The sequence below is a fragment of the Leifsonia sp. NCR5 genome, assembly GCF_002105485.1.
Taxonomy (GTDB): domain Bacteria; phylum Actinomycetota; class Actinomycetes; order Actinomycetales; family Microbacteriaceae; genus Leifsonia.
The window spans coordinates 93,069-106,412 of sequence record NZ_NCSR01000006.1 but is presented as its reverse complement, the minus strand read 5'-3'; the positions used below and the strand labels follow the sequence as shown (position 1 = coordinate 106,412).

At 71.1% G+C, this 13,344-nt stretch carries 10 protein-coding genes; 4 read left to right on the top strand and 6 right to left on the bottom strand.

Going from position 1 to position 13,344, the window contains the following annotated elements:
* Nucleotides 1-141 precede the first annotated feature (141 nt).
* Entirely contained in the window at nucleotides 142-489 is a 348-nt protein-coding gene (locus B7438_RS07295; protein ID WP_085368883.1) for a VOC family protein, read from the bottom strand.
* A 118-nt stretch (nucleotides 490-607) separates the two neighbouring features.
* Here B7438_RS07295 and B7438_RS07290 point away from each other — a divergent pair, with 118 nt between their 5' ends.
* Together B7438_RS07290 and poxB are read left to right on the top strand one after the other, a co-directional pair.
* Nucleotides 608-1,003, top strand: coding sequence for a hypothetical protein (locus B7438_RS07290; protein WP_085368882.1), 396 nt, complete (start codon nucleotides 608-610; stop codon nucleotides 1,001-1,003).
* A gap of 125 nt (nucleotides 1,004-1,128) precedes the next feature.
* Nucleotides 1,129-2,862, top strand: a complete 1,734-nt coding sequence (gene poxB, locus B7438_RS07285; protein ID WP_085368881.1) for a ubiquinone-dependent pyruvate dehydrogenase — start codon at nucleotides 1,129-1,131, stop codon at nucleotides 2,860-2,862.
* A gap of 21 nt (nucleotides 2,863-2,883) precedes the next feature.
* Here poxB and B7438_RS07280 read toward each other — a convergent pair whose 3' ends face one another.
* The 3 genes from B7438_RS07280 to B7438_RS07270 all read right to left on the bottom strand — a co-directional run bounded on the left by B7438_RS07280 (nucleotide 2,884) and on the right by B7438_RS07270 (nucleotide 5,837).
* On the bottom strand, nucleotides 2,884-4,623 hold the full coding sequence (locus B7438_RS07280; protein WP_085368880.1) for an LCP family protein: 1,740 nt from the start codon (nucleotides 4,621-4,623) through the stop codon (nucleotides 2,884-2,886).
* 101 nt (nucleotides 4,624-4,724) lie between these two features.
* On the bottom strand, nucleotides 4,725-5,276 hold the full coding sequence (locus tag B7438_RS07275) for a MarR family winged helix-turn-helix transcriptional regulator (protein WP_085368879.1): 552 nt from the start codon (nucleotides 5,274-5,276) through the stop codon (nucleotides 4,725-4,727).
* Nucleotides 5,277-5,297: 21 nt separating this feature from the next.
* Entirely contained in the window at nucleotides 5,298-5,837 is a 540-nt protein-coding gene (locus B7438_RS07270) for a hypothetical protein (RefSeq protein ID WP_085368878.1), read from the bottom strand.
* Between the two features lie 212 nt (nucleotides 5,838-6,049).
* On the opposite strand from B7438_RS07270, the gene B7438_RS07265 reads away from it, so the two are divergent.
* Together B7438_RS07265 and B7438_RS07260 are read left to right on the top strand one after the other, a co-directional pair.
* Entirely contained in the window at nucleotides 6,050-6,877 is an 828-nt protein-coding gene (locus tag B7438_RS07265; RefSeq protein ID WP_085368877.1) for a hypothetical protein, read from the top strand.
* Between the two features lie 102 nt (nucleotides 6,878-6,979).
* Nucleotides 6,980-7,555: an NADPH-dependent FMN reductase gene (locus B7438_RS07260; RefSeq protein ID WP_085368876.1), complete on the top strand. Its 576-nt coding sequence runs from the start codon at nucleotides 6,980-6,982 to the stop codon at nucleotides 7,553-7,555.
* Nucleotides 7,556-7,674: 119 nt separating this feature from the next.
* Here B7438_RS07260 and B7438_RS07255 read toward each other — a convergent pair whose 3' ends face one another.
* Nucleotides 7,675-8,451 (bottom strand): DNA-formamidopyrimidine glycosylase family protein, encoded by a 777-nt coding sequence (locus B7438_RS07255; protein ID WP_085368875.1) that lies wholly within the window; start codon nucleotides 8,449-8,451, stop codon nucleotides 7,675-7,677.
* Between the two features lie 12 nt (nucleotides 8,452-8,463).
* The gene (locus tag B7438_RS07250; RefSeq protein WP_085368874.1) at nucleotides 8,464-13,314 is read right to left on the bottom strand and encodes a DEAD/DEAH box helicase; all 4,851 of its coding nucleotides are present in this window, start codon (nucleotides 13,312-13,314) and stop codon (nucleotides 8,464-8,466) included.
* Nucleotides 13,315-13,344 lie beyond the last annotated feature (30 nt).

The following is a 13,344-nucleotide window of genomic DNA, read 5'->3' as shown; positions in this document are numbered from 1 at the left end:
CCTATGGGGACGACGACGAGTGTCGTGTGGGAGAGTAACGGGGGTAAGCACACCGTAATCGAGACTTGTGTGCATTGTCCGAATCTCCGCGCGGACCGCATCGTCTAGCGAAACGACCTGTCTGTCGGCTCACGCCCCCTCTCAGTCGGTGTTGTTGGGGCGCCAGACCGCGAACCGGTTCCCCGTCGGGTCGAGCAGGTGCGCGAACTGGATCGACCCGTTGTCCACCAGCGGCAGCGCGACGGTCGCCCCGAGCGCCGTCGCCCGCTCGACCGCCGCGGCGACGTCGTCGACGTGCACATAGAACACGGCCCACGACCCGCCCCCGACGCCGTTCGTGTCCCACAACCCGCCCTTGTCCCCGCCGACCATGCTGTAGCCGGCAGGGGACGGCGGCCCGATCTCCCACCCGAACATCCCGGAGTAGAACGCCGTGCTCGCCTCCGGGTCCGGCGACCCGATCTCGAAGTAGTCCACCTCATTGCTCATGCAGTGATTGTGCGCGCATGTTCGGCCGTGGGCAATGGATGCGGTGGTGCGGTCTGCGCGCGGGTCTTGCCCTGCCGCATCCACAGGCTTAGCGTTGCGTCGAGCGGGAGGACACCGGATGCCCAGATACGTCATCGACGCCCCCGCCGCGCTGCGCCTCGCTGCCGATGCGACGGTGGTGGACGCAGCGGACAGCCTCGTCGCGCCCGCCCTGCTCAAATCGCAGGTGCTGTCCCAGCTGTACCAGGCGGTGGCGCGCGGCGACCTCACCAGGGAGGACGCGTCCCGCAGGCTCGACTACCTGCGCGGGCTGCGCATCCGGTACCTGAGCGACCGCGTCTCCCAGGCGACGGCCTGGAAACTGGCGGACGCGCTCGGCCTCCCGGACACGCTCCCGGCGGAGTACATCGCCGTGACGCAGTTGCAGGCGGATGCGCTGATCGCCCTCGATCCAGCGCTCGCCGAGGCCGCGAGCGGCACCGTGCGGGTGGCGACGCTCGCCGACCTGCGCTGAGGGCTACCCCGGCCACGCTCCGCGCACCCGCGACCCCGCACCCTGCACATCGTCCCAGCGCCTCTCCCGCTGGCCCCCTTCCTCGGCGTACGTTGGATGCATCCGCCGATTCGAGGGAGTGCACTATGCCGACCGTCGCCGACACCATCGTCGAGATCATCGAGGACGCGGGGGTGAAACGCGTCTACGGGTTGCCGGGCGATTCGCTCAACGGGTTCACCGATGCGCTGCGCAGGAACGGATCGGTCGCCTGGCAGCACGTGCGGCACGAGGAGGCCGCGGCGTTCGCTGCTGCAGCGGAGGCAGCACTGACCGGAGAGCTGGCCGTCTGCGCCGGTAGCTGCGGGCCGGGCAACCTGCACCTCATCAACGGGCTGTTCGACGCGAACAGGAGCAGGGTTCCCGTGCTCGCCATCGCCGCGCAGATCCCCGGTCCGGAGATCGGCAGCACATACTTCCAGGAGACGCACCCGCAGGACCTGTTCCGCGAGGCCGCCGTCTACACCGAGCTGGTCAGCGTGCCGGAGCAGCTGCCGCGGGTGCTCGAGATCGCGATGCGCACCGCCATCGAGCGTCGCGGCGTCGCGGTGGTCGTCATCCCGGGCGAGATCTTCCTGAAGGACAGCACCGGCCGCCGCAAGTCGGCGCCGATCGCGTTCTCGCCGCGCGTCACCCGGCCCGCCGACGCCGAGCTGCACGCGGCAGCCGACCTGCTCAACTCGGCCAAGAAGGTCACCATCCTGGGCGGAGCGGGCGTGGAGGGCGCTCACCCGCAGCTGGTCGCCATCGCCGACAAGCTCAAGGCGCCGGTCGTCCACGCGCTGCGCGGCAAGGAGTTCATCGAGTACGACAACCCGTACGACGTCGGCATGACCGGCCTGCTCGGGTTCGCCTCCGGCTACCGGGCGATGGAGAGCTGCGACGTGCTGCTGATGCTCGGCACCGACTTCCCCTATCAGCAGTTCTACCCGTCGAAGGCCAAGATCATCCAGGTCGACATCCGCGGCGAGAACCTGGGCAGGCGCACCCCCGTCGACCTCGGCCTGGTGGGCAGCGTCCGGGACACCGTGGATGCGCTGCTCCCGCTGCTCAAGGACCGCACCGACACCAAGCACCTCGACTCGTCCACCGCGCACTACCGCAAGTCCAGCAAGGGGCTCGACGACCTCGCGACGAACGACCGCAACCGCACGCCCATCCACCCGCAGTACGTGGCGAAGCTGATCAGCGACCTGTCGACCGACGACGCCGTGTTCATCCCGGATGTGGGCTCACCCGTCGTGTGGGCGTCCCGCTACCTGGAGATGAACGGGCGACGCCGCCTGATCGGCTCGTTCTCGCACGGCACGATGGCGAACGCCCTGCCGCACGCCATCGGCGCGCAGTCGGCATTCCCCGACCGGCAGGTGGTGGCGCTCGCCGGAGACGGCGGGCTGGCGATGCTGCTCGGCGAACTGCTCACCCTGCGGCAGAACAAGCTGCCGGTGAAGATCGTCGTGTTCAACAACTCGTCGCTGAACTTCGTCGAGGTGGAGATGAAGGCGGCCGGTTTCGTCAACTTCGGCACCGGGCTCGACAACCCGAACTTCGCCGACGTCGCCAACGCGATGGGCATCCACGGTCAGCGGGTCGAGAAGCCGGACGACCTGCAGGCCGCCCTCCGCGCCGCCTTCGACCACGACGGACCGGCCCTGGTGGATGTGGTCACCGCCCGCCAGGAGCTGTCCATCCCGCCGGCGATCACGGCCGAGCAGGTCAAGGGCTTCACCCTCTACGCCCTGCGCACCATCATGTCCGGCCGCGGCGACGAGCTCGTCGACCTGGCGGACACGAACGTGTTCCGGAGGCTCTTCGACTAGCGGGCGGGTCGTCGATCCCGGCTAATTGATGCAGACCGTGTCGCTGTAGTTCTTCGCGGGCGACGACGGGGTCGGCGCGGGTGCTCCGCCGGAGGCGGGCGCCCCGCCGGCTGCGGGCGCCGCGGGCATCAGCCCGTCGTCGCCGAGGACCACCGTGACGCCGGACACCGACGACGTCTCCTGCACGGACGCGCCGGGCAGGTACGCCGCGACCGCCTTGGCCTGCGCCTCCTGCCCGCTCGGGTACTTGATCACCGTGGTCGGCTGCGTGTCCGCATCCCCGGCCGTGCCCGTCTTGAAGCCGGCGGCGGCGAACGTCGCGGTCGCGGTTCCTGCCGCGCCGTTCGTCTCCCCGCCGTTCAGCACGGTGACGGTCGTGTCAGCCGGCTTTGCGGCCGTCGCCTTCTCGAACGCGCTCGGCGTGCCCATCAGGCTCTGGATGAACGCGGGCATCGCGGCCGTGTCCACCTCCACGATCGACAGGTCCTCGCCGTCGACGGTGATGGTCGGGGTGCCGGAGATCGGGATGGTCGCCGACTGGATCTTGCCGCCGGTGAGCCCCTGCAGCTGTGCCGCGAGGGAGAGGAAGTTGAGGCCGGGGTCGGTCTCGAGCGACCCGCTCACCGCATCCAGGACCTTCGACAGCTTGCCGGGGTTCAGCAGCGTGCCCGCGGAGAGGAACTTGTGCGCCTCCACCGACAGGAAGTACTGCTGGCGCACGACGCGGTCGAGGTCACCCTGCGGCAGACCGTGGCGCTGGCGGACGAATGCGAGCGCCTGGTGCGCATCCAGTGTCGACACCCCCGCGGGGAAGTTGGCCTGCGAGTACGGGTCGTCGACGGCGTTGTTCAGGCACACCTGGATGGGGCCGAGCGCCTGGGCGATGTCGTAGAAGCCGAGCAGGGAGATGCGCACGTAGTGGTCGATCGTCAGACCGGTGAGGTTCTGCACGGTCTGGATGAGGAGCTTCGCGCCGCTGGTCGCATCGGTCGCGCCGCCGCCGAGGGAGAAGGCGGAGTTGAGCTTGTTCATGCCGTGGCCCGGCACATCCACCCACGAGTCGCGGGGGAGGGAGATGAGGGTGGCGGACTTCCCGTCGGCCGGGATGTGCAGCACCATCATCGTGTCGGTGTTGGTGCCGCCCCCGTCGTCGGTGGTGCCGAGCTGGTCGAGCTCGGCCTGGGATGCGCCGTCCGGCCGGTGGTCGTCACCGACGAGCAGGATGTTCTGGTCGGAACCGTCGACGTCGGTCTTCGGCTTGTGCTGCTCGGAGATCACATCCACGTGCTTGACGTTGTTGACGAACCGGAAGTAGCTGTACGCGGCGTAGCCGCCGACGACCACGAGGATCACGGCGAGGCCGAAGGCCGTCCAGCCGATGATGCGCTTGGTGCGGGAGCGCCGCTTGCGGGGAGTGCGGCCTTTCCGGCCGCCGGGGGTGGGGGAGTCTGGACCGTCGCCGGTGCCGTCGCCGCCGTCGTGGCCGTTGCCGCCGCCGCCGTTGCGCCCGCCGCCGTCGCGCCCGGAGCTTCCGCCTGCGCCGCCGAACAGCGCGTCGACGCCACCACCGGATGCGGCTCCCGCTGCACCGGCAGCCCGGCTTCCGCCATACCGGCCGTCGGCGGGCCGCGTGGCGCGGACCGGGCGGCGCGGGTCAGGCTGGGGCACCCGGCCGAACACCTCGGTGGCCGGTTCGGGGTCGCCGGAGTGCTGCCGAGGGTCTCTGGGTTCCTCGGGGCTGGGGAAGGTCGGGCGTCGCACAGGGAAACGCTAGGGGTGCAACCCTGCGAGAGCCCTGGCCATCCATGCGTTTCTCGACGAATCGTCAGGCTTTCCGGGCCGTGCTCCCAGATCGGCGCCGCTCAGGAGGTGACGTCGCTGCGAACCCGTTCATCGGCAGGCTCGGACTCCGCCGCGTCCTCCCGCTCGCAGACGGCGGTCTCCGCTTCGTTCGCGGCGATCATGTTCTTCGCGATCTCCAGGAACTCCGCCTGCTGATCGTCCGAGAGCACGTCGAACAGCACCCGCCTGATCGTCGCCGTGTGCTCCGGCAGCGCCCGGACCAGCACCCTCCGCCCATCCCCGGTGAGGTGGATGTAGCTGGCGCGCCTGTCCTCCGCGCACTCCTGCCGTTCGACGAATCCGCGTGCGGCCATCCTGGTCACCTGGTGCGAGACCCTGCTCTTCTCCCAGCCGGTGACGTCGACCAGCTCGCGCACCCGCAGGCGCCGACCCGGTGCGCGCACGAGCGCCATCAACACCTCCAGTTCGGAGATGGAGATGCCGTGATCCCGCTGCAGTTGCGCGTCGAGCGTGCGGTCGAACCCGCGGCGCATCACATAGAACGCGTTGAAGAGCTCGATCTCCTCGTCGCTCAGCTTCCTCGGGTCTGGCCGCTGGCGGATAGGGGACATGGCAGTCATCCTCCCACGGGTTCAGTGCGCCAGCTGCTCCAGGGTCACCACGGCCACTCCGAGTGCGACGATCGCCGCCAGCACCAGGATGCGCTTGCCCGTGCCGAGGTTGGTGCGCTTCACGGCGATCTGTGCGATCACCGCCAGCGAGACGATCAGCGCGACGACGGCGGTCGTCATCGCCGCCTTCACGCTCACACCGCCCGCCGCGGCGATGAGCAGCATCACGGCGGGCACGAACAGCACCGTCAGCGCTCGGGATGCGACAGCCACCATGTGCCGGAACTCCAGCGCGCTCGGCAGCGTGTTGTGCACGATCATGTGCGACACCAGGTCGGACGCGAGCCCGGCGAGCAGCACACCGCCGACTGAGATGAGGAGCGTGAGCAGCACGTTCAGCGGATCGAGCGTCTCCCCGTGGCTGCTGAGCGCCATCAGGATGGCGAGGGCGGTGAAGGTGGCGTAGATCCGCTCGCGCAGCCGGTCGCCCGCCTGTCTGCGCTCATCCGGGGTGGCGTCGTCGGGGAGTCGCGTGTCGCTCGGTTCGTCTCGCCTGGCCATTCCGTCCTCGTCTCCCGCGCTCGCCGCGGCCGTTGGCACCGCGCCGCAGCACCGCTCACCGCGCGGATCGAGCCTACCCGCGAGGCACGCGGCGAGGTCGCAGCGCGGACACAGCGCTCGCTCAGCCGCTCACGGAACACTTCTCTGTACGGTTTCACACACTTTCACACACTGTCGCCGACGCGGGAGCGTCGCCTCGAACGGAGAACACCATGGGATTCCTCGACCGTCTCTTCGGACGCGACGAGCAGCAGGCGCCAGCGCAGCAGGTTCCTGCGCAGGTTCCCGCGCAGCAGGTTCCTGCACAGCGGCAGCCCGTCAACGCCTCCGCGGGCGCACCCGCCGGCGGCCAGGTGGCAGCCGAGCAGCGCTCCGAGGACGAGATCGCTGTCGAGCGCTACCGCTACCTGCTGCGCACCGCGCCGCCGGAGACCATCGAGCAGGTGCACGAGGAGGCGTTCGCGAAGCTGACGCCCGAACAGCGCTCGCTCCTGTTCCAGCAGCTCTCCGCCAACGCGCCCGCCGGTGAGCAGCCGCGCGGCGACGACGCGCACTCGCTCGCGCAGTCCGCCACCCGCGCAGAGCTCCGGCAGCCGGGAACCCTCGAGCGGTCCCTCGGCGGCGGCAACGGCATGGGTGGCGGCATGGGCGGCGGGCGCGGCGGTGTCGGCTTCGGCGGGATGTTCGCCAGCTCGCTGCTCGGAAGCGTCGCCGGATACGTCATCGGCTCCGCGCTCGTCAGTGCGTTCCTGCCGTCTCCCGTCGACCAGCAGGCCGGGGATGCGGGCTCCACCGATGGTGACAACGGTTCGGGCGACAACGGTTCCGCCGACAACGCCTCGGGCGACACCGGCTCGGGCGACGCCGGCTCGGGCGACAGCGGCGCCGGTTCGTCCGACGCCGGCGGCTGGGGCGGCGACGCGGGCACGGTCTCCGCGGACGGCGGCGGCTGGGACAACGGCGGCGGCTTCGGTGGCGACGGCGGCTTCGGCGGAGGGGACTTCGGCGGGGGAGACTTCGGTGGAGGCGACTTCTTCTAGGCCGCTTCCAGCCCGCTTCCAGGCCGCCGACCGCGCCGGGAATGTTCCGCGCGCATCCCGGGTTCGCGTTAGGTGACACGTCACCAACACGAAAGGCCTGACATGACGAAGATCGCCATCATCATCGGAAGCACCCGCCCCGGACGCAACGGAGAAGCCGTGGCGCGCTGGGTCTACGACCACGCCGCCACCCGCGACGGAGTCGAGTACGAGCTCGTCGACCTGATGGACTGGAACCTCCCCCACCTCGACGAGGCCATGCCCGCCGCGATGGGCCAGTACGCGAACGACCACACCAAGGCCTGGGCCGCCAAGATCGACGAGTTCGACGGATACATCTTCGTGACTCCCGAGTACAACCACAGCACCTCCGGCGCGCTCAAGAACGCGATCGACTTCGTCGGCGCCGAGTGGAACAACAAGGCGGCCGGGTTCGTCAGCTACGGCGTCTTCGGTGGCGCCCGCGCCGTCGAGCACCTGCGTCTGGTGCTGTCGCAGCTGCAGGTCGCGACCGTCAGCGCCCACGTGGGCCTCAGCCTCGCCCACGACTTCGAGAACTGGTCGCTCAACCCCACCGCCCAGCAGGAGGCAGCACTCACCCCGCTCTTCGACCAGGTCGAGTCCTGGTCGGAGGCCCTCGCCTCCGTCCGCACCCAGGCCGACTCCCTCGCCGCCTGACCCGTTTCCCGGACTCACACACAATCGAGTCCGAAGTTGTTCACGCGAAACGCCGCGCGCAGCGTGAACAACTTCGGACTCGATGATCGGGGCGCGGAGCGGGCGAGCGGGCGCGTGCGTCAGGTCTGGCAGGACGGGCAGTAGTACGTGACCCGCTCCTCCAGGTCGGTGCGCCCGAGCGCCGACCGGTGGATGCGCGTGCCGCAGCGACGGCACGGCTCGCCCCTCCGCCCGTACACCCAGCTGGTGCGCCCGCGTCGGGTGTCGCCCGTCGTCACGCGGTTCGGCCTGTCGCGGTTGGCGAGGATGAGCCGCCGCGCGAGCGACACGGCGGCGGGCAGGTCGGCCTCCGCGACGGGGCGGGTGGGCAGCATCCCCCGCAGGAAGCACAGCTCGTTGACGTACTCGTTGCCGAGTCCGGCGAGGTTGCGCTGGTCGAGCAGGGCGACGGCGATCGGCTGGTCGGGGTGCGCCGCCAGCCGTCGCAGCGCCTCGTCGGCGTCCCAGTCCGGGCCGAGCAGGTCGGGGCCGAGGTAGCCGACCACGTCGTCTTCCCTGTCGCGCGGGATCACCTCGAGGATGCCCAGCAGGAAGCCCACCGCCGTCACGTCCTCCGTGCGCAGCACGGCCCGCGCCTCGAACGCCGGGTGCCGCCAGCGCGCACCAGGCGCGTACAGCTCCCACGACCCCTCCATCTTGAGGTGGCTGTGGATGGTCGCGTCGCCCACCCGCATCAGCAGGTGTTTTCCCCTGCTCACCACGGCATCCACCTGTCGCCCGGACAGGTCGACCGTCGCGTATGCGGGCACCCGGAAGTCTGTCTCGGTGAGCACCTTCCCGGCGAGGGCGGCGTTCAGCCGCTTCGCCGCACGCCAGACGGTGTCGCCCTCAGGCACCGGGATGCTCGATCACGATCGCAGCCGCAGCCCGCGCGGGGTGGGGAGGAACCCGGCCTCGCCGAGGGCGTCGCCGAGCGGGGTGCCGAGCACGAACGCCCCGTTCACCGTCTCGATGGCGAGCTTGTCGACGCGACCCCGGGTGATGAGCGCGGCGAGGGCCCGGGATGCGGCGAGCAGCGCCGGGCGCGCATCCGGTTGCTCCTGGTCGGCGAAGCAGAGGAGGCTCTTGCCTCCGCGCTCGACGTAGATCGTGAGCGCGCCGTCGACCAGGACCACCAGCGCCCCCGCCTTCCTGCCCGGCCGGTGTCCGGTGCCCGCGTCGCCGGGGACGCCCGGCCAGGGGAGCGCTGCTCCGTAGGCGTTCGCGGGGTCGGTGGCCGCAAGCGCGACGGACTCGAGCGGCGCATCCTGGGTGTGGTCCCTGGCGAACGACCGCAGCCGGTCGACGGTGGCGCCGGTGGCGAACTGCGCGGCGCCGAGGGTCTCGACGAAGTAGCCGCGGCGGGCGCGCCCGGTCTCCTCGAACCCGCTCAGCACCTTGTACGCCAAAGCGAAGCCGCCGGGGGAGCCCTCGTTCATCACCGAGCCGCGGGTGACGACGCCGTAGCGGTCGAGCAGCGTCTCGGCCTGCCCGTGCGCGCGCACGGTCGACTCCAGGTCGCGTTCGGGCAGCAGCGACCAGCGACCGGCGACCGTCGGAGGGCCCATCCTGGTCACCATCGCGGAGCGCGTCGCCGCCCTGCCGCGGTAGAGCCGCGAGCGCGGCGCCTGCTTCGGGCGCTTGTGGGCTCCGGATGCTCCGGTCATCGTGCGCAGCGGGGCGAGGGTGTCGTTCGTCACCCTGCCGTCCCAGACCAGGTCCCACAGGGCGGTCACGAGCGCGGTGTCGTCCACCGGAGCGCCCGCCGCTGTGCCGAGCACGTCGGACAGCTGGCGGAAGAAGTACCCTCCTCCGCGGCCGAGCGCCTCCAGGACGGAGCGCTGCAGCTCGTCGGTCTCGTGGTCGCCGGGAGGAGCGAGGGTGAGCGGCGCCGAGTCGGCCAGGTGCAGGCTGATCCAGCCGTCGCTGCCCGGCAGTGCACCGTCTCCGGCCCAGATCACCTCGCCGGTCGCCGTCAGCTCGTCGAGCATCGCCGGGCTGTAGTCGCTCACCCTGCTGGGCAGGATCAGCGACTCCCACGCCGACGCCGGGATGCGCGCCCCGGCCAGCTGCTCGATCACCGAGGCGACCGCATCCACGCCCCGGAGGGTTCCGCCGATGTGCTGCCAGTCGGGAAGGAACCGCGCGAAGGTGGCGGTGTCGACCGGCTCGACCTCGTGGCGGAGCGCGGCGAGCGACATCCTCCGCAGTCGCCGCAAGACCTCGGCGTCGCACCACTCGGAGCCGTGGGCGTGCGGGCGGAACTCGCCGTCGACCACGCGCCGGTCGTGCGCGAGACGACGGAGCGCGTCGTGGACGATGGCGGCGCCGAGCCCGAAACGCTCTGCGACGTCGGAGGTGACGAACGGGCCGTGCGTACGGGCGAACCGGCTGACCAGGTCGCCGAGCGGGTCGTCGACCGGCTCGATGAACGCCACAGGGACGCCGATCGGCAGCGGCACGCCGAGCGCGTCGCGCAACCGGCTCGCGTCCTCGATGGTGGCGTAGCGCTGCACGCCGGCGATGTGGACGGCGAGAGCACGCTTGGTGTCGACCAGCGCCGCGAGGTGTGCGGCGGCGGTGGCGACGTCGGCAGCGGGCGGGAGGAGCGGGTCGGTGGTGGATTCGGGGCCCGAGGTGGACTCGAGGCCCGAGGTGGACTCGGGCTCGGCGGTCACTGCGATCGCAGCCGCCGCGACCACGTCGCCCTGCAGCCGCTCCGCGACCTCCTCCGCCGACAGCGGGCCGAGCATCCTGAGCAGGTCGGCGACGCCCTCGATCCCGCGCACCCGTCGTTCGGGGGCGAGTCGCTGGAGTTCCCGCTCCACGCGCTCGATCACCGCGGGGTCGAGCAGTTCGCGGAGTTCCGCGCGCCCGAGCAGTTCGGCCAGCAGCCCGGCGTCGAGCGAGAGCGCCGCCGCCCTGCGTTCGGCCAGTGGGCTGTCGCCCTCGTACATGAAGGCCGCGACGTAGCCGAACAGCAGCGACCGCGCGAACGGCGACGCCACCTCGGTGCTCGCCTCCACCAGCCGGATGCGCCGCTGAGCGATCTGCTGCGTCACCTCGTCGAGCGCCGGCAGGTCGTAGACGTCTTGCAGGCACTCGCGCACCGTCTCGAGGATGATCGGGAAGCTCGGGTACTTGCGTGCGACATCCAGCAGCTGCGACGCCTTCTGCCGCTGCTGCCAGAGCGGCGACCGCTTGCCGGGGTTGTACTTCGGCAGCAGCAGAGCACGGGCGGCGCACTCGCGGAATCGCGCGGCGAACAGCGCGGAGCCGCCGACCTCCTCGGTGACCAGCGCATCCAGTTCCTGCGGCTCGAACACGAACAGCTCAGCGCCGGGCGGCTGGGATTCCGTGTCGGGAATACGAACGATGATCCCGTCGTCCGCCGCCATCGCCCCGCCGTCGATGCCGTAGCGGTCGCGCACCCGCGACTGCACGGCCAGTGCCCACGGCGAGTGCACCTGCATGCCGTACGGGGAATGCAGCACGACGCGCCAGTCGCCCAACTCGTCCCTGAACCGCTCGACCACGAGGGTGCGATCGGTTGGGACATGTCCCGTCGCCGTCTTCTGCTCGCTGAGGAAGGCGAGCAGGTTGCCGGTGGCCCAGGTGTCGAGCCCGGCCTCCACGCAGCGCAGCTCGGCGTCCGTTTCGGATGCGCTGCTCACCTCGCGCATGAACTCCCCGACCGCGCGGCCCAGTTCGGCCGGGCGGCCGAGGCCGTCGCCCTTCCAGAACGGCAGTCGTCCCGGCTCGCCGAACGCGGGAGTGACGAGCACCCTGTCGTGGGTGATCTCCTGGATGCGCCAGCTGGTCGAGCCGAGCGCGAACACATCGCCGACGCGCGACTCGTAGACCATCTCCTCGTCCAGCTCGCCGACCCTGCTGGCCTTCTCGCCCACCATGTAGACGCCGAAGAGGCCGCGGTCGGGGATGGTGCCGCCGCTGGTCACGGCCAGGCGCTGCGCTCCTGGACGCCCGGTGAGCGTGCCGGCATCCCTGTCCCAGACGATGCGCGGGCGCAGCTCGGCGAACTCGTCGGACGGGTATCGTCCGGCCAGCAGGTCGAGGGTGGCGTCGTATGCGCTGCGTGGCAGGGTCGCGAACGGCGCGCTGCGGCGCACCGTGTCGAACCACTCGTCCGCGTCGATCGACTCCAGCGCGGTGGCGGCGACGGTCTGCTGCGCGAGGATGTCGAGCGGGTTGGCCGGGACCCGGAGCGTCTCGATCAGCCCCGAGGTCATCCGCTCGCTGGCCACCGCGGAGTGGATGAGGTCGGCCCTGTGCTTGGGGAACACCACGCCGCGCGACACCTCGCCCACCTGGTGGCCCGCTCGTCCCACCCGCTGCAGCCCGCTCGCGACGGAGGGAGGGGACTCGACCTGCACGACGAGGTCGACCGCGCCCATGTCGATGCCGAGTTCGAGGCTCGAGGTCGCGACGACGCAGCGCAGCCGCCCGGCCTTGAGGTCGTCCTCGATGATGGCGCGCTGCTCCTTGCTCACCGAGCCGTGGTGGGCGCGCGCGAGCACGAGCGACCCTGGGTCGTCGGCGAGGGCGCCCTGCGCGCCGGGCGCAGCGCCCGCCGCCGCATCCGATCCGCGCGCCGCATCCGACCCTCGCGTTTGGCCGGACCCTCCCGCCAGCTCCGCCGGGGGACGCGAGCCACGCGGGCCACGCGGCTGCGGCACGAACCCGTCGGACGGACCGTCCTCCTTGCCACCCAGGATGCGCTCCTCGTAGATCTCGTTGAGTCGCGCGGTCAGGCGCTCGGCGAGGCGGCGGGAGTTCGCGAAGACGATCGACGACCGGTGGTCGAGCACGCGGTCGACGATCGCCTCCTCGACGTGCGGCCAGATGGAGCCGGACTGCGGCGCGGAGCCGTCGTCGTTGTCGCTCGCGAAGGTGGAGGTGCCCAGCTCGCTCATGTCCTCGACCGGGACGACGACCCGCAGATCGAACCGCTTGCCGGACGGCGGCGCGACCACCTCGACGGGTGCGCGCCCGCCGAGGAACCGGGCGACCTCCTCCGGCGGGCGAACCGTGGCGGAGAGCCCGATGCGCTGCGCCGGGGTGGCGAGCATCGCATCCAGTCGTTCGAGCGACAGCGCCAGGTGGGCTCCGCGCTTGGTCGCGGCGACCGCGTGCACCTCGTCGATGATGATGGTCTCGACCGAGGTCAGCGTCTCCCGCGCCGCCGAGGTCAGCATGAGGAAGAGCGACTCCGGCGTGGTGATCAGGATGTCGGGCGGTGTCGACACGAGCGCCCGCCGGTCGGCGGAGGTGGTGTCTCCGGACCGGACGCCGACGGTGACGTGCGGCGGTTCCGCCCCGAGCCGCTTGGCGGTCTGCGTGACGCCGACGAGCGGTGCGCGCAGGTTGCGCTCCACGTCGACGCCGAGCGCCTTCAGCGGCGAGATGTAGAGCACGCGGGTGCCGCGCTTGGCCGCCGGTGCTGCCTTGGCGCGCGTGGCCGGTGTGGTGGACGGGCTCTCGGCCCCACCCTCCGCAGCGCGGTCGGCGGCCGCCAGCCGGTCGATCGCCCACAGGAATGCGGCGAGCGTCTTGCCCGACCCCGTCGGCGCGATGACGAGCGCGTGCCTGCCGCGCGAGATCGCATCCCACGCTCCGATCTGGGCGGGCGTCGGCGCGTCGAAAGCCCCGCTGAACCACTCACGGGTGGCGGGGGAGAACCGTTCGAGCACGTCGCTCATCCCTCCATCCAACACCCCACCACCGACATC